This window comes from Streptomyces sp. NPDC088157, from assembly GCF_044741545.1.
Lineage (GTDB): Bacteria > Actinomycetota > Actinomycetes > Streptomycetales > Streptomycetaceae > Streptomyces.
The window spans coordinates 484,604-500,011 of the sequence record NZ_JBIUSU010000007.1; the positions used below are offsets into that span (position 1 = coordinate 484,604).

The window sequence follows — 15,408 nt, forward strand, 5'->3', positions numbered from 1 at the left end:
CGGGCCTCCGCTCCGCCCGGCTCCCGGACCCTTCCTCAGTCCTCCACCCTGATTCCCAGTTCCCCTGCCAGTACCGGTGCCAGGTCGAGCAGTTGGGCCGCGCTGATCACCGCGCCCGACAGTCGGTCCACGCCGCCCGCGATGCCGAGTTCCACCGCTCCTCGCAGGTCCACGTCCGTCAGGGTCGCCGCGGTGAAGTCGGCGGACTTCAGGGCGCAGTCGACGAACTCGACGCGTTCCAGGCGGGCGCCGCCGAAGTCCGGTTCGACCAGGACGCACGCCTCGAAGACCACGTCCCGCAGCCGCGCCTGGCGCAGGTTCAGGTAGTCGATCTTGCCGCCGCGGATCACGACCCGTTCCAGGACGGCGCCGTACATCTGGGTGCCGCCCAGGCGGGCGTCGAGCAGCTCGACATCGCGCAGCGTGGCCTCCGCCAGGTCCGTACCGACGCCCCGGATGCCGGTGAGGACCGAGTCGAGGAAGCGGGTGTGGCGCAGCCGCGTCTCGTCCAGCGCGCAGCCCGTCAGGGCGCAGTCCATGAAACGGGCGCCCCCGCCGTCCTGCCCGACGAGGTCCAGCTCGCGCAACTCCACGCCGTCGTAGTCCCCGTCGGGCTCCAGCTCCCCGCCCCCGTACGGCTCCAGGGCCGGCAGCCGCACCTCCGGACGCCGCGCGCCCTTCACCGCCGTACTGGCCCTGCCCCCGCCGCTGCCGGTCCTGCCGGTACCTGTCCTCGCCATGCCCCCATGCTGCACCCCGCCACTGACAATCCCGTCAACCCCGTCCCCGGCGACCCCACCCCTGGCCAGGCCACCTGGCAGGCTGCCGCCCCGCAGGCCGCCCAGGCGACCGGTTCAGGGATGCGACACGACCCGATTCGTGGTGTTCTGTCTGGATGAGTGTCACCCGGACAGGTGAATCCTCCGCCGACACCGAACCCGATCCCCGCCGCTGGTGGGGCCTGGTGATCATCGCCCTCGCCCAGCTCATGGTCGTCCTGGACGCGACGATCGTGAACATCGCGCTGCCTTCCGCCCAGCAGGACCTGGGCATCTCCGACGGCGACCGGCAATGGGTGATCACCGCCTACACCCTCGCCTTCGGCGGCCTGCTGCTGCTCGGCGGCCGCATCGCCGACCTGGTGGGCCGCAAACGCACGTTCGTCATCGGGCTAATCGGCTTCGCCGCCGCCTCCGCGCTCGGCGGGGCGGCCACCAACTCGGCCATGCTGTTCGGCGCCCGCGCCCTCCAGGGCGCCTTCGCGGCCGTACTCGCCCCTTCCGCGCTCAGCCTCCTGACGACGACGTTCACCGACCCCAAGGAACGCGGCAAGGCCTTCGGCATCTACGGCGCCCTCGCCGGCAGCGGCGCCGCGATCGGCTTCATCGTCGGCGGTCTGCTCACCGAGTACCTCGACTGGCGCTGGTGCCTGTACGTCAACGTGCCCATCGCCGTCGTCGCCGTGCTCGGCGCCCTCGCGCTGCTCCACGACCGCCCCGGCCACGCGGGCGCCCGTCTCGACGTGCCCGGCGCGGTGCTCGGCTGCGGCGGCCTGGTCGCGATCGTCTACGGCTTCAGCGAGGCCGAGCCGCGCGGCTGGACCGACCCCCTGGTGCTGGCCCTCTTCGCGGGCGGGATCGTCCTGCTCACGGTCTTCGTGTGGTGGCAGACGAAGGCGCGGGTGCCGCTGCTGCCCCTGCACATCATCAAGGAGCGCAACCGCGCGGGCTGCTTCCTGACCATGGGCCTGGCCATCATCGGGATGTTCGGCCTGTTCCTGTTCATGACCTACTACCTCCAGGTCATCCTCGGCTACTCCCCCCTCAAGACGGGTCTCGCCTTCCTCCCGCTCACCCTGGCGATCATCATCGGCTCCACCCAGATCTCCGCCCGGCTGATGAACCGGGTGCCGCCGCGCATGCTGATGGTCCCCGGCATGCTCCTCGCCTCGGGCGGCATGGTGATCCTCACCCGGATGACGGTGCACTCCTCCTACACCAGCGAGATCCTGCCCGCGCTGCTGCTGATGGGCCTCGGCATGGGCCTGACCTTCATGCCGGTCTTCTCCACGGCGACCGCCGGGGTCGCCCCGCAGGACGCGGGCGTCACCTCCGCCACCGTCAACACCTCACAGCAGGTGGGCGGCTCCATCGGCACCGCGCTGCTCAACACGATCGCCACCACCAGCAGCGCCGCCTACGTCTCGGCCCATCTGACCGGCCCCGCCCGCAAGGCGCAGGTCGCGGCGGAAGGCACCGTGCACGGCTACACGGTCGCCATCTGGTGGGCCGCCGGCATCATGCTGCTGGCCGGCCTGGTGGCGGGCCTGATGGTCACGACCGGACCCCCGAGGCACGCCCCGGCACAGTCGGCCGTACCGGAGCCCGTGAACTGACCGCCTCCCAGCAGCCGCCAACCCCGGTACGCGCACCCGCTGCACGACCGCCCACCGGGCGACCGCCCCGACCGGGCAGGCTCAGTGGCGCCCCGCCACCCGGTCCGCGAGCCGCGCCAGCCGTGAGGAGCCCGCCGCGTGGCTCTCCGTCTCCCGCCGGTCCGCCGCCCGGTACGTCGCGTACATGCCCTGCACCCCCAGCCACCGCAGCGGCTCCGGCTCCCACCTGCGCACCTTGTGGCCGACCCAGGGGAGTCCGGTCAGTTCGGTGCTTCCCTCCTGCCCGGAGTGGAGAAGGACCAGGTCCCGCAGCGTCCGCCCGGCGAGATTCGCGGTGGCGACGCCGGAGCCGACGTAACCGCCCGCCCGGCCGAGGCCCGTGTCCCGGTCCAGCGTCACCGTCGCGCACCAGTCACGCGGCACGCCCAGTACCCCGGACCAGGCGTGCTCGACCCGCACCCCGGCCAGCGCCGGGAAGAACCCGACCAGGATCTCGCGCAGCGCCCGCGCGGTCTCGAGCTGCGTGCGCCCGTCGTTGTCCGTCCGCGAGCCGAAGCGGTAGGGCACCCCGCGCCCGCCGAGCGCGATCCGGCCGTCGACCGTGCGCTGGGCGTACATGTAGGCGTGCGCCATGTCGCCCAGCGCCTCGCGCCCCGCCCAGCCGACCGCCGCCCACTGCTCCTCGGTGAGCGGCTCGGTGGCGATCATCGAGGAGTTCATGGGCAGCCAGGTCCGCCGCTCCCCCTTCAACGCGGCCGTGAACCCCTCCGTACAGCGCAGCACGTACGGCGCCCGCACGGTCCCGTACGGCGTCACCGCCCGCCCCGGAAGGATCTCCGTCACCGGCGTCGACTCGCGGACATCCACCCCCAGCGCATCCACGGCCGACGCGAGTCCCTTCACCAGCCTCACCGGGTGCACGCGCGCGCCGTGCGGCGTCCAGCTCGACCCCACGGCGCCCGCGACCCGCACCCGCTCGGCCGTCTCCCGGGCCCCGTAGAGCTCACGGTCCCGCTCCCCGTACGACAGCTCGTGCGCGTGGAAGTCCTTCAGCCGCGCCAGCTGCGCCGGGGTCCGGGCCACCTCCAGCACCCCGCCCCGGTGGACACCGGCGTCGAAGCCCTCCTCCGCCACCGCCCGGACGACCTCGTCGACGGTGTCGTTCATCGCCCGTTGGAGCCGTACGGCCGCCTCGTGACCGTGGAGCCTCGCGTACCTGTCACGACCCGCGATGCCGTTGTACAGCCAGCCGCCGTTGCGCCCCGAGGCTCCGTATCCGCAGAACCTCTGCTCCAGGACGGTGATCCTCAGGGAGGGCGCCGCCTTCTTCAGGTAGTACGCCGTCCACAGGCCCGTGTACCCGCCGCCGATGATCACGACGTCGGCGGAGGCGTCACCGGTGAGCGGCTCCCGCACCGCCGGGAGACCGTCGTCCGCGTACCAGAAGGAGACACCGCCATTGACGACGCCGTTCACGACACCGCTCGCCGAGCTGCTCATGGCCGGACGTTAACCCGGCGGCACGGGCGCTGTCTCCTTCGGATTCCGTACTCTTTCGCGCCCTCTGACCAGCGGATAACACCCCAGTCCGATGAGGACGGAGACGAAGTGACCGAAGTCGGTGAAGGTCGGCCCGGCCGTCAGCGGAACGGCGTAGAAGACGAGAACGGCCGCGAGACACCCGTACCGCCAGGGCGGGCGGATCCGGTACACCAGCACCGCCACCACGCCCGACAAGGCGTAACTCACCCCGACATCGAGGGTGTTGATCGCCGACCGCGGAGCGAGCCCGTCCCGGATCGCCTTCGCCAGCGCCCCCTCGCTCAGCAGCGTCGCCAGCACATGCGCGGCCGCGCACACCGCCAGCCACCGCGCGGTCCCCAGCCAGCGCTCGGCCTGGGCGTGGAAGACGGAGTACAACACCGCGTACGGCAGCCAGTACCCACCGTCGATCCACATCGCGCTGGCCACCAGCACCCGCACCGGATGCCGGGACAGCTCATGGATGTTGGTGGACCGCTGGCGCAGGAACTCCTGCTCGAACTCCGGTGACATGTGATGCAGGGCGACCGTGGTGACGAACAGGACCGTCAGCCACACGTACGTGCCGGGCGCGCTGCGGACGTACGCCCAGACCGCCCGCCGCACACCGGAAACTCCCCTGAGCCGCTTCACGCGCCCCAGTATCGTCCGCGAAGTGATCGACATTCCGGATGCACTGGTGACAGAACAGGTAAAGATCAACGGCATGGCGGGACGCACGTTCATCGCCGGCCTGCCGGCCCTGGTGACGGACTTCCTCGACCGCTGGGGACTGCGGATCGACGGCCCGTCCCTGCACGGGGTCTGCGCGCTCGTCCTGCCGGTCACGGCGACCGACGGCACACGGGCCGTGCTGAAGCTGCAGATCCTCGACGAGGAGAGCGCCGGCGAACCGGCCGCCCTGCGGATCTGGGACGGCGACCGGGCCGTACGGCTGCTGCGGCACGACGAGCCGACGGGCACCATGCTCCTCGAACGCCTCGACCCGGCCCGCATGCTGTCCCACGTCGAGGACGTCCACGAGGCGGCGCTGGTCATCGCCGGCCTGCTGGCCCGTCTGACGGCCGTCCCGGCCCCCGAGGGCATGCGCAGACTGGGCGACATGGCCCGGGCCATGCTGGAACAAACTCCCCGGGCCCTGGAACGCGTCCCCGACCCGTCCGAACGCCGACTGGTCCGTGACTGCGCGGCCGCCGTCCGCGAGGTCGTGGCCGAGCCCGGCGACCGGCTCCTGCACTGGGACCTGCACTACGAGAACGTCCTCGCGGCCGACCGCGCCCCCTGGCTCGCCATCGACCCCAAACCGCTGGCCGGCGACCCCGGCTTCGAACTGCTCCCCGCGCTCGTCAACCGCTACGACCCGCTCGACGTGCGCCGCCGTTTCGACGCGATGACCGGCGTGCTCGGCCTGGACCGGGAACGGGCACGAGCCTGGACCCTCGGCCGCGTCCTCCAGGACTGCCTGTGGGCGACCCAGGGCGGCCGCCCACCGGACCCGGAACGCCTGGAGATCGCCCGCCTTCTGCGAGGGTGACGGGGCGTCGGGCGAAGGCACCCGAAAGCCCAGGACAGACAAGCGCTGACCTGGGCTTTTCATCGAGCCCCCTGTCGGATTCGAACCGACGACCTGCGCATTACAAGTGCGCTGCTCTGGCCAGCTGAGCTAAGGAGGCACCACGCGCCGCGACGCCGCACGCGAGGGCGGCTCCACTGTACACAGCCCCGGTTTCCGCCAGCCACGGACTTCTCCGGTCCGCGCGGCTCTCACCGGGGAGCGGCGCGGCCCCACTCGGGAAATTTTCGTGAAGTTCACATGCCTCCAGGTACTGACAGGCCGGGAAACGCCAGGTACCGTCCTGACCCAGTTCGCTCATGTGGACTACACCAACCACCTTCCTACAACGGATCGTCCGGCACGTTCCTGCCGGTAGAAGGGGGCCTTTCACCATGGCCACTGTCACGTTCGACAAGGCGACCCGGGTCTACCCGGGCTCCACCAAGCCCGCCGTCGACGCACTCGAGATCGACATCGCTGACGGCGAGTTCCTCGTCCTGGTCGGCCCGTCCGGCTGCGGCAAGTCCACCTCGCTCCGCATGCTCGCGGGGCTCGAGGACGTCAACGGCGGTGCGATCCGCATCGGCGACCGCGACGTCACCCACCTGCCGCCGAAGGACCGGGACATCGCCATGGTGTTCCAGAACTACGCGCTGTACCCGCACATGTCGGTCGCCGACAACATGGGCTTCGCGCTCAAGATCGCCGGCGTCAACAAGGCGGAGATCCGGCAGAAGGTCGAGGAGGCCGCGAAGATCCTCGACCTCACCGAGTACCTGGACCGCAAGCCGAAGGCCCTCTCGGGTGGTCAGCGCCAGCGTGTCGCGATGGGCCGCGCCATCGTGCGTGAGCCGCAGGTCTTCCTCATGGACGAGCCGCTGTCCAACCTGGACGCCAAGCTCCGTGTGTCGACGCGTACGCAGATCGCCTCGCTCCAGCGCCGCCTCGGCATCACCACCGTCTACGTCACCCACGACCAGGTCGAGGCCCTGACCATGGGCGACCGGGTGGCGGTCCTCAAGGACGGTCTGCTCCAGCAGGTCGACACCCCGCGCAACATGTACGACCGGCCCGCGAACCTCTTCGTGGCCGGCTTCATCGGCTCCCCGGCGATGAACCTCGTCGAGGTGCCGATCGCCGACGGCGGCGTGAAGTTCGGCAACTCGGTGGTGCCGGTGCAGCGCGACGCGCTCGCCGCCGCCACCGACAAGACGGTCACCGTCGGTGTCCGCCCCGAGCACTTCGACGTGGCCGGCGCCGACGCCGACACGGGTCTCGCGGTCGTCGTGAACGTGGTCGAGGAGCTCGGCTCCGACGCCTTCGTCTACGGCACCGCGAAGGTCGGCGGCGAGTCGAAGGACCTCGTGGTCCGCGTCGGCGGCCGTGACGTCCCGGAGAAGGGCAGCACGCTGCACGTCGTTCCGCGCGCGGGCGAGACCCACGTGTTCTCGACGTCGACGGGCGCGCGCCTCTCCGACTGACCCCGGTTGAGTTGACGAGAAGGGCCCCGCAGCAGGCTGCGGGGCCTTTTTCCATGCCCTCCGAGCGGCCGCCCAAGGGCCACCGCATCACGACACGACGGACAATTCGCCGGGCGCCCGTCAACCCCTTACCCAAAAGGGAGCACGTCTTCATCCCCCGTCCGGGTGACTGAATGTCGCCAAATCATTACTGCACGCTACCCTCTCACGCGTGAAGCACTCCGCGAACCACTCCACCACCCAGCGCACGCGCCGCGGCCAGGGCGGCCCAGCCCGCCGGATCGGCCGCTCGCTCGCCCTCGTCCTGCCCGTCGTCATGGTGCTCTCCGGGACCCTCGCGGTCACCCGGGTCAACTGGTCGGGGAACCCCTCGGATTCGGTGCTCACCGCCTCCGAGGTCTCCGCCGCGCACCAGTCCTCGCAGAAGGCCGCCAAGGCCCCTCAGGACGTACTGCGCGACCAGTTGCTGACCGAGCTCCAGGAGAAGGACCCGGGCGTCGCCCTGACCCACCTCCAGGCCGCCGTGAACGGCAGGCCGTCGCTGGCGAGGCACTGCTCCTCCATCGCCCGCTCCCTGGGCCGCGCCGCCGTCCGCGTGTACGGCGCCTCGCGCGCCCAGTCGTACGCCCGCCCGGTGTGCGACACGGCCTTCGCGTCGGGCGTCCTGGCGGCGCGAGGCTGAGCCGCCGGGCCGCCAGGTCCCGTACCGGACCGGGGTGTGCGGTTCCCCTCCTGTCGGGGGAGCCGCACACCCCGAAAACAGCGGCACGTACAGTGCGGGCATGACCGATCCGCACGCCGCGTCCCGCCCCACGCAAGCCGTCATCCTGGCCGGTGGCCAGGGGTCCCGGCTGCGTCCGTACACCGACGACCGGCCCAAGCCGATGGTCGAGATCCCCGGCACGGGGACGCCGATCATCGGCCACCAGATCGGCTGGCTCGCCGATGAGGGCGTCACCGACGTCGTCGTCTCCTGCGGTCATCTCGCCGAGGTCCTTCAGGACTGGCTGAAGTCGGCCGACCTGCCCGTGAAGGTCACCACGGTCGTGGAGACCGAGCCCCTGGGCCGCGGCGGCGGCCTGAAGTACGCGGCCGCCCACCTGCCCCACCCCGACCGGTCCTGGTACGCCACCAACGGCGACATCTGGACCCGTTTCTCGCTGCGCGAGATGGCCGACTTCCACACCGAGCGCGACGCCATAGCGACCCTCGCGCTGGCGCGTCCCCGCATTCCGTGGGGTGCGGTGCAGACGGACGGCTTCGGCCACATCACGGACTTCATCGAGGCGCCGCCCACCACGTACGAGATCAACGCGGGCGTCTACGTCTTCTCCCCCGCCTTCGCCGGGCTGCTCCCCGAGCGGGGGGACCACGAGCGGACGACGTTCCCGCACCTCGCCCGTGAGCGGCGGCTGGCCGGGTTCCCGCTCCCTCAAGGGGCGTACTGGCGGGCCATCGACACCGCGAAGGACCTCACCGAGGCGGCGAAGGAACTGGCGGCGGCTCGTCGCTGACAGTCGGACAGGGGCGTTTCGTCGTTGTCCGCGGGCCGGTTGCGGCCGGTCGCGCGGTTCCCCGCATGCCCGCATGTCTCAGAGAAACCAGGGTGCCGTGCGCTGACAAGCGCACGGCACCCTGGTTTTTCGAACGACCTTGGTTTTTCGGACGACCGCCCTACCCGAGCAGGCCGCCCACCAGGCCGGGCTGGCCGGAGGACGACGAGCCGCCGTCCGAGCCGCCGCTCGTGGAACCGCCCGAGCTGCTCGAACCACCGGAGCCGGGACCCGAGCTGGTGGCGGGGGCCTGCTCCACCGGCTCGGACCGCTCGGGCGGGGCCTGGCCCGCGGTGCCCTGGGTCTGGCTGGGCATGCCGGCGCCGGTCCTGCCCGTGGTGCCGGAGTCCTCGGCCTCGGAGGGCTCGCTGTCCGTGCCCGCCGTCGGTGCGGCCGAGGTGGCGCCCTGGGTGGGTGACGTGGACGCGGCGGGCTCGCGGGAGGCCTTGTGCGTGCCGGACTTCTGCGGCAGCGGGGAGCCGGGCAGTTCGTTGCGCGGGGGCTCGCCCGGACCGGGGACGATCACCCGGTCGGCGTCGCGGACGGCACCGCCGAGCAGCGAGCCGACCAGAAGGGTGAGACCTACGGCGATCGAGGTGACGAGGACACCACGGCGCAGCACGTACCGGCGCAGCTCCCACAGGTCGGAGCGCGGGCCGAGTCGGCGCCACGCACCGGCGGCGAGGCGGCCGTCGACCGAGTAGACGGGGGCGCCGGCGATGATCAGCGGCGACCAGGCGGCGAGATAGATGATGTCGGGAGTGTCGTAGACCGGGACGGTCTTCCAGCTGACGGTGACGATGAGCGCGGCGGAGAGTCCCGCGCCGACCACCGCGGCGACCCGCTGCCAGCAGCCCAGGACGGTGAGGACGCCCACGACGACCTGGAGGAAGGCGATGACCAGGCCGGAGCCGACGGGGTGGTGCAGGGCGAACTGGCGCAGCGGTTCGGCGACTTCCCACGGATGCAGGGTGTTGAGCCACTTCACCATGGAGCCGCGCTTGCCGCCGTCGAAGTAGACGGGGTCGCACAGCTTGCCCATGCCGGCGTAGATCGAGATGAAGCCGAGGAAGACGCGCAACGGGAGCAGGACGACGCCGAGGTTCATCCGGCGGCCCGGATAGTAGGCGTGCCGGGCGGGGTCGTCGCCCTGCCGTCGGCCGCGCGGAGCCGGCTCGGGATCGGCGTCGGCTTCCCCGAAGTCCTCGAACTGGGCGTCGTCGTAGTCGGGTTCGTCGTAGGCGCTGCCGACGCCGCGCATGTTCGGCAGGATCCGCTGCTCGCCGTCGACGGGCGCCCGCTGCGCGCCGACGATCGGGGTCTCGAGGGTCTGCGCGGCGAGGCCGCCGTCGTAACCCCGGTCGCCCATGCCGACGCGGGGGATGACCTGGGTGGCTCCGGCGTCGGCGGCGGGCGGTTCGCCGTGGCCGACGCTGCCTGCCCGCACGGCCTGGAGCAGTCGGTGGGCGCCGGTGTCGTCGGGGGCGGACTTGCCGCTCCAGACGACGGCTCGCCGACGGCCACCGGAAGCGGCGCCCGCTCTGCCCGCCGCCCCGGCGGCGGGGATGCGCGCGGTGTCATCGATGGCGCTCACGTGCCGGGCGATCCGCGGGGATTGGTTACGCCGCGCCGACGCGCCCAGCTGCACGCGGAAGCTCGCGTGGCTGACGATGATCTGCGCCGGATCGCTCGGCACCTTCACCATGCTCAGCGCGGGAGCGTCGTCGAATCCCGACGAGCGGTCCTCCGTGGGTGTGCGGGGTGTTCTGGTGTCCACACTCATCTAACCGAGTGACGTGTGTTTAGGACACTGCTTTGACCCGCCGGATCTGTCCGGGCTCCGTCAAGGTTGCACTACTCGCCGGGATTAACCCGTTCGAGTGAACCTCCCACGGGCCCGGCGTCTCCCTCCGCCGCCCTCGCACGTCACGCGGCCTCGCACGGCCCGCCGGCCTCCGACCGGCGGATCCAGCTGCTGCGCCGCCCGCTCTCAGGCCCTCCGCCGGGCCGCCTCATAGAGCACGATCCCGGCCGCCACACCCGCGTTGAGGGATTCCGCGCCGCCCGGCATCGGGATGCGCACCCGGAAGTCGCACGTCTCGCCGACGAGGCGGGAGAGGCCCTTGCCCTCGCTGCCGACGACGATGACGACCGGGCCGTCCAGGGCCTTCAGCGTGCCGACCTCGTGCTCGCCGTCGGCGGCCAGGCCGACGACCGCGATGCCGGCCTTCTTGTAGGCCTCCAGGGCGCGGGTGAGGTTGGTGGCGCGGGCGACCGGGGTGCGGGCGGCCGCACCGGCGGACGTCTTCCAGGCGCCGGCCGTCATACCGGCCGCGCGGCGCTCCGGGACGACGACGCCGTGACCGCCGAAGGCGGAGACCGAACGGACGACGGCACCCAGGTTGCGCGGGTCGGTCACGCCGTCGAGGGCGACGATCAGCGGGTCCTCGCCGTTGTCGTGGGCGGCCGACGCCAGGTCCTCGGGGTGCGCGTACTCGTACGGCGGGACCTGGAGGACCAGGCCCTGGTGGTTGAGGCCGTTGGTCATGCGGTCCAGTTCGGGACGCGGGGCCTCCATGAGGTGGATGCCGCCGCGCTCACCGGCGAGCTGGAGCGCCTCGCGCACCCGCTCGTCGTTGTCGATGAACTGCTGCACGTAGAGCATCGTCGCGGGCACGCCCTCGCGCAGCGCCTCGACGACGGAGTTGCGGCCGACGACCATCTCGGACGTGCCCTTGCCGCCACGGCCGCGCGGCGCGGGCCGGCGCGCGGCCTGCTTCGCCTTGGCGGTCGCGAAGCGGTTCGCCTTGTGCTTCTTGCGCATCTCGGCGGGCGGGGTCGGTCCCTTGCCTTCCAGGCCCCGGCGCCGCTGGCCGCCACTGCCGACCTGCGCGCCCTTCTTGCCGGACATGCGGCGGTTGTTGGCTGCCATGAGTCTCTCGTCTCCGTGAGCATTCGTACGTACGTCTTATGCAGTGTGCCGCCCGGGAGGCCGGGCGGCACAGTCGATCAAGGACAGGCCCTGCGGCCGTCCTAGCGCGGGCCGAGGCTCCAGCGCGGTCCCTGTGGACCGTCCTCGATGGCCAGGCCGGACTGGTTGAGCTGGTCACGAATGGCGTCCGCGGTCGCCCAGTCCTTGCGCCCGCGGGCCGACTCCCGCTGGTCGAGGACGAGTCGGACGAGGCTGTCCACCACGCCGTGCAGGTCCTCACCCCGGGTCTCCTCGCCCGCCCAGTGGGCGTCGAGCGGGTCCAGACCGAGGACGCCGAGCATGGCGCGGACCTCGGCGAGGCGGGCCACGGCGGCTTCCTTGTCGTCGGCGGCGAGGGCCGAGTTCCCCTGCCGGACCGTCGTGTGCACGATGGCCAGCGCCTGCGGAACACCCAGGTCGTCGTCCATCGCCTCGGCGAAGGCGGGCGGCACCTCGGCCGCCGGCTCGACGACCCCCCCGGCCTTCTCGACGACGCGCTGCACGAAGCCCTCGATCCGCGCGAACGCCGACTCGGCCTCGCGCAGCGACTCCTCGCTGTACTCGATCATCGAGCGGTAGTGGGGCGTGCCGAGGTAGTAGCGCAGCACGATCGGGCGCCACTGCTTCACCATCTCGGAGACGAGGACGCTGTTGCCCAGCGACTTCGACATCTTCTCGCCGCTCATGGTGACCCAGGCGTTGTGCACCCAGTACCGCGCGAACTCGTCGCCGTAGGCCTTGGCCTGGGCGATCTCGTTCTCGTGGTGCGGGAAGATCAGGTCGAGGCCGCCGCCGTGGATGTCGAAGACGGGGCCCAGGTACTTGTGCGCCATCGCCGAGCACTCGAGGTGCCAGCCGGGACGCCCGCGGCCCCAGGGGGTCTCCCAGCTCGGCTCCCCCGGCTTGACGGACTTCCACAGGGCGAAGTCCCGGTTGTCGCGCTTGCCGGTCTCGCCCTCGCCGGAGGGCTGCCGCAGATCGTCCAGGTCCTGGTTGGACAGCTCCAGGTAGCCCGGGAACGAGCGCACGTCGAAGTAGACGTTGCCGTCGGACTCGTAGGCGTGGCCGCGCTCGATCAGCCCGCGCATCATCTCGATCATCTCGGGCACGTGCCCGGTGGCGCGGGGCTCGTAGGTCGGCGGCAGGCAACCCAGCGCCTGATAGCCGTCGTTGAACGCCCGCTCGTTCTCGTACCCGATGGACCACCAGGGGCGGCCCTGGACGTGCGACTTGTTGATGATCTTGTCGTCGATGTCGGTGACGTTGCGGATGAACGTGACGTCGTAGCCGCGGTGGGTGAACCAGCGACGCATGATGTCGAAGTTCAGGCCCGAGCGGATGTGCCCGATGTGCGGGGCGGCCTGCACGGTGGCACCACAGAGGTAGATCGAGACACAACCCGGCTGGAGCGGGGCGAAGTCACGGATCTGCCGGGCACTGGTGTCGTACAGGCGAATGGTCACCACTCCAGGGTAGTGGGCGCGAAGCGATGCCCCGAGCCCCTTCCGCCCAAGGGCCACACATTCGTGACATGCCATGGCACAGGTCGGCCGGTGCGGCCTCCGCGACCTCAGCCGGTACCGGTACCGGACCCTGTCCCGGCACGCACGCCGGTAGGCGCCACCAGCGCCGTCGCGATCGCCATCAGCCCCTCGTCCCGGCCCGGGAAACCGAGCCCGTCGGTCGTCGCGCCCGACACCGACACGGGGGCGCCGGCCGCCTCGGACAGGACCTTCTGGGCCTCGTCGCGCCGCTTGCCGATCTTGGGGCGGGGGCCGACGACCTGTACGGCGATGTTGCCGATGACGAAGCCGGCCTCGCGGACGATCCGGGCCGCCTCGGTGAGCAGGGTGACGCCCGAGGCGCCGGACCACTCGGGACGCCCGGTGCCGAAGTGCTGCCCCAGGTCACCGAGGCCGGCGGCGGAGAAGAGCGCGTTGCAGGCGGCGTGCGCGACGACGTCCGCGTCGGAGTGCCCGGCCAGCCCGGGGCCCTCCCCCTCCCACTTCAGGCCCGCGCACCACAGCTCGCGGCCCTCCTCGAAGGCGTGGATGTCGGTGCCGATGCCGACCTGGGGCAGGGTCACCCCTGCGAAGGGCGTCTCAGAAGCCATCGTTGAGCCTCCTGCGGGCCAGGACCGCCTCCGCGAGGACCAGGTCCAGGGGGCGGGTCACCTTGAAGGCCTCCTCGTGGCCGGGGACGACCACGACCGTCAGACCCAGCTGCTCGACCATGCTCGCGTCGTCGGTGACGTTGTTGGTGACGGACTCGTGGGCGCGGACCAGCGTGGCCCGGTCGAAGCCCTGCGGAGTCTGCACGGCGCGCAGGCGGGCGCGCTCCGGGGTGGCGACGACGGGCTCGGGGTCGCCGACGGTCCGGGCCGGCTCGACCTCCTTGACGGTGTCCGCGAGCGGAAGCGCGGGGACGACGGCCGGGGCGCCGTCCCGTACCGCCTCGATCACGGCGTCCACCGTGTCGACGGGGACCAGGGGCCGGGCCGCGTCGTGCACGAGGACGATGTCGTGGCCGGGCGGCAGCGCGTCCAGGCCGAGCTTCACGGACTCCTGACGCGAGTCACCGCCGGGGACGACCAGGAAGTCGGTGCGGTCGGGCAGCGCGTGCGCGTCGAGCAGCGACTTCACCTCGGCGGTGCCGTCCGGCGGGGCCACGACGACGACCAGCGAGACGGCACGGGAGGCGGCGAGGGCGCGCACCGCGTGGATCAGCATGGGCGTGCCGCCCAGCGTGCGGAGCGCTTTGGGGGCGCCCGGACCGAGGCGGACGCCCCGGCCGGCGGCCGGAATCACCGCGGCCGTGCGGGCGGGCGCGGGGGAGGGACGCGAATCGTCAGACATCGGTTCCTGTCAGGTTTGTGTGCTGGCCTGGCGTGGGTATGGCCTGGGAAGTGCCGGGCGCGACGCCTTGACGGGACCCTTCCGTGACGTTCAGGTCGAGGCAGCAGCCCGGGCCCGGCACACCAGGTATCGAAGCATCGGTCGCAAGCATCGGGGGGCCGAATCGACCGACCACACCCGCGGGGGTAGGGCGTACGGCGGTGTCCGAGCGCGAACATGCCGCAGCGCCCGGCGACGGGAAATACGTCATCGGGCACCACGGCATTTCAGTGTTCTTCAGTGTGCTGAGGCCGGTCTCGGGTCGGCATCAGAAACTCGAGAACCTTGTCGAGCTCAGCCGGCTCAGGACGCGAGGACCTCGTCGAGCAGGGCTTCGGCCTTGTCCTCGTTGGTGTTCTCCGCGAGAGCGAGTTCACTCACCAGGATCTGACGGGCCTTGGCGAGCATGCGCTTCTCACCGGCGGAGAGTCCGCGCTCGCGCTCACGACGCCACAGGTCACGCACTACTTCCGCGACCTTGATGACATCGCCGGAGGCGAGCTTCTCCAGATTTGCCTTGTAACGACGCGACCAGTTCGTGGGCTCCTCGGCGTACGGCGCGCGCAGCACCTCGAAGACCCGGTCCAGCCCGTCCTGACCGACCACATCACGTACGCCGACGAACTCCGCATTGTCCGCTGGCACACGTACCGTCAGGTCACCCTGGGCGACCTTCAGCACCAAGTAGGTCTTGTCCACGCCTTTGATCTGGCGAGTTTCGATGGCCTCGATCAGCGCGGCCCCGTGATGGGGATAGACCACGGTGTCGCCAACCTTGAACGTCATGTGACAGGTACCCCTTCCGTGGCTATCCAGGGTAACACGGAAACTGCGGGTTCTGAATGGCGTTTTCGCAGGTCAGGGCATATCTCGGGGCTTGACAACAGTAACAGGAACGTGCTGCGGAGGGCCGACGGAAGCAGGTATTCGCAGGTCGGAGCGGCTCTCCGAGGGGGGAGAAACGCGCACGTTACACGCATCCGAAGCTCCGCCCGAACGGCTGAACGTCCACATATG

At 71.3% G+C, this 15,408-nt stretch carries 14 protein-coding genes and 1 tRNA gene; 5 read left to right on the top strand and 10 right to left on the bottom strand.

Going from position 1 to position 15,408, the window contains the following annotated elements; translation table 11 throughout:
- Positions 1 to 35: 35 nt before the first annotated feature.
- On the bottom strand, positions 36 to 740 hold the full coding sequence (locus ACIPFH_RS29080; RefSeq protein ID WP_401830940.1) for a pentapeptide repeat-containing protein: 705 nt from the start codon (positions 738 to 740) through the stop codon (positions 36 to 38).
- A 155-nt stretch (positions 741 to 895) separates the two neighbouring features.
- Here ACIPFH_RS29080 and ACIPFH_RS29085 point away from each other — a divergent pair, with 155 nt between their 5' ends.
- Positions 896 to 2,395 carry an MFS transporter gene (locus tag ACIPFH_RS29085; RefSeq protein ID WP_401830943.1) on the top strand — a complete coding sequence of 500 codons (1,500 nt, stop codon included), beginning with the start codon at positions 896 to 898 and terminating at the stop codon, positions 2,393 to 2,395.
- An 81-nt stretch (positions 2,396 to 2,476) separates the two neighbouring features.
- Here the strand turns inward: ACIPFH_RS29085 and ACIPFH_RS29090 are convergent, their stop codons facing one another.
- Positions 2,477 to 3,895 (bottom strand): NAD(P)/FAD-dependent oxidoreductase, encoded by a 1,419-nt coding sequence (locus ACIPFH_RS29090; RefSeq protein ID WP_401830946.1) that lies wholly within the window; start codon positions 3,893 to 3,895, stop codon positions 2,477 to 2,479.
- 9 nt (positions 3,896 to 3,904) lie between these two features.
- Entirely contained in the window at positions 3,905 to 4,603 is a 699-nt protein-coding gene (locus ACIPFH_RS29095; RefSeq protein WP_401830948.1) for a rhomboid-like protein, read from the bottom strand.
- Positions 4,604 to 4,643: 40 nt separating this feature from the next.
- On the opposite strand from ACIPFH_RS29095, the gene ACIPFH_RS29100 reads away from it, so the two are divergent.
- A complete protein-coding gene (locus ACIPFH_RS29100) occupies positions 4,644 to 5,471 on the top strand; it encodes an aminoglycoside phosphotransferase family protein (RefSeq protein WP_401831159.1) in 828 nt (275 codons plus the stop codon).
- A gap of 65 nt (positions 5,472 to 5,536) precedes the next feature.
- On the opposite strand, the gene ACIPFH_RS29105 is transcribed toward ACIPFH_RS29100, so the two are convergent.
- Positions 5,537 to 5,610 (bottom strand) — tRNA-Thr (locus ACIPFH_RS29105).
- 274 nt (positions 5,611 to 5,884) lie between these two features.
- Between ACIPFH_RS29105 and ACIPFH_RS29110 the strand changes: the two genes are divergently transcribed.
- The 3 genes from ACIPFH_RS29110 (at position 5,885) to ACIPFH_RS29120 (ending at position 8,487) form a co-directional block, all read left to right on the top strand.
- Positions 5,885 to 6,973, top strand: coding sequence for a sn-glycerol-3-phosphate ABC transporter ATP-binding protein UgpC (locus ACIPFH_RS29110; RefSeq protein WP_356253696.1), 1,089 nt, complete (start codon positions 5,885 to 5,887; stop codon positions 6,971 to 6,973).
- A 211-nt stretch (positions 6,974 to 7,184) separates the two neighbouring features.
- The gene (locus ACIPFH_RS29115; protein ID WP_401830952.1) at positions 7,185 to 7,655 is read left to right on the top strand and encodes a hypothetical protein; all 471 of its coding nucleotides are present in this window, start codon (positions 7,185 to 7,187) and stop codon (positions 7,653 to 7,655) included.
- Positions 7,656 to 7,755: 100 nt separating this feature from the next.
- Positions 7,756 to 8,487, top strand: a complete 732-nt coding sequence (locus tag ACIPFH_RS29120) for a nucleotidyltransferase family protein (protein WP_356253690.1) — start codon at positions 7,756 to 7,758, stop codon at positions 8,485 to 8,487.
- 160 nt (positions 8,488 to 8,647) lie between these two features.
- Here ACIPFH_RS29120 and ACIPFH_RS29125 read toward each other — a convergent pair whose 3' ends face one another.
- The 6 genes from ACIPFH_RS29125 to ACIPFH_RS29150 form a co-directional block, all read right to left on the bottom strand.
- Positions 8,648 to 10,309: a DoxX family membrane protein gene (locus tag ACIPFH_RS29125; protein WP_401830953.1), complete on the bottom strand. Its 1,662-nt coding sequence runs from the start codon at positions 10,307 to 10,309 to the stop codon at positions 8,648 to 8,650.
- A gap of 207 nt (positions 10,310 to 10,516) precedes the next feature.
- Complete coding sequence (gene rlmB, locus ACIPFH_RS29130) at positions 10,517 to 11,458, bottom strand: 23S rRNA (guanosine(2251)-2'-O)-methyltransferase RlmB (RefSeq protein ID WP_401830956.1); 942 nt, start codon at positions 11,456 to 11,458, stop codon at positions 10,517 to 10,519.
- Between the two features lie 101 nt (positions 11,459 to 11,559).
- The gene (cysS, locus tag ACIPFH_RS29135) at positions 11,560 to 12,960 is read right to left on the bottom strand and encodes a cysteine--tRNA ligase (RefSeq protein ID WP_401830958.1); all 1,401 of its coding nucleotides are present in this window, start codon (positions 12,958 to 12,960) and stop codon (positions 11,560 to 11,562) included.
- 107 nt (positions 12,961 to 13,067) lie between these two features.
- Complete coding sequence (ispF, locus tag ACIPFH_RS29140; protein WP_401830960.1) at positions 13,068 to 13,610, bottom strand: 2-C-methyl-D-erythritol 2,4-cyclodiphosphate synthase; 543 nt, start codon at positions 13,608 to 13,610, stop codon at positions 13,068 to 13,070.
- Positions 13,600 to 14,352, bottom strand: coding sequence for a 2-C-methyl-D-erythritol 4-phosphate cytidylyltransferase (gene ispD, locus ACIPFH_RS29145; protein ID WP_401830963.1), 753 nt, complete (start codon positions 14,350 to 14,352; stop codon positions 13,600 to 13,602). The genes ispF and ispD overlap by 11 nt, the downstream gene beginning before the upstream one ends.
- A 342-nt stretch (positions 14,353 to 14,694) precedes the next feature.
- Positions 14,695 to 15,177, bottom strand: a complete 483-nt coding sequence (locus tag ACIPFH_RS29150; RefSeq protein ID WP_003953493.1) for a CarD family transcriptional regulator — start codon at positions 15,175 to 15,177, stop codon at positions 14,695 to 14,697.
- Positions 15,178 to 15,408: the final 231 nt, after the last annotated feature.

Bases quoted from the DNA above. Each gene is read 5' to 3' on its own strand.
- ACIPFH_RS29080 (WP_401830940.1), bottom strand. From the start codon at position 740: ATGGCGAGGACAGGTACCGGCAGGACCGGCAGCGGCGGGGGCAGGGCC.
- ACIPFH_RS29085 (WP_401830943.1), top strand. From the start codon at position 896: ATGAGTGTCACCCGGACAGGTGAATCCTCCGCCGACACCGAACCCGAT.
- ACIPFH_RS29090 (WP_401830946.1), bottom strand. From the start codon at position 3,895: ATGAGCAGCTCGGCGAGCGGTGTCGTGAACGGCGTCGTCAATGGCGGT.
- ACIPFH_RS29095 (WP_401830948.1), bottom strand. From the start codon at position 4,603: ATGTCGATCACTTCGCGGACGATACTGGGGCGCGTGAAGCGGCTCAGG.
- ACIPFH_RS29100 (WP_401831159.1), top strand. From the start codon at position 4,644: ATGGCGGGACGCACGTTCATCGCCGGCCTGCCGGCCCTGGTGACGGAC.
- ACIPFH_RS29110 (WP_356253696.1), top strand. From the start codon at position 5,885: ATGGCCACTGTCACGTTCGACAAGGCGACCCGGGTCTACCCGGGCTCC.
- ACIPFH_RS29120 (WP_356253690.1), top strand. From the start codon at position 7,756: ATGACCGATCCGCACGCCGCGTCCCGCCCCACGCAAGCCGTCATCCTG.
- ACIPFH_RS29125 (WP_401830953.1), bottom strand. From the start codon at position 10,309: ATGAGTGTGGACACCAGAACACCCCGCACACCCACGGAGGACCGCTCG.
- rlmB (WP_401830956.1), bottom strand. From the start codon at position 11,458: ATGGCAGCCAACAACCGCCGCATGTCCGGCAAGAAGGGCGCGCAGGTC.
- ispF (WP_401830960.1), bottom strand. From the start codon at position 13,610: ATGGCTTCTGAGACGCCCTTCGCAGGGGTGACCCTGCCCCAGGTCGGC.
- ispD (WP_401830963.1), bottom strand. From the start codon at position 14,352: ATGTCTGACGATTCGCGTCCCTCCCCCGCGCCCGCCCGCACGGCCGCG.
- ACIPFH_RS29150 (WP_003953493.1), bottom strand. From the start codon at position 15,177: ATGACGTTCAAGGTTGGCGACACCGTGGTCTATCCCCATCACGGGGCC.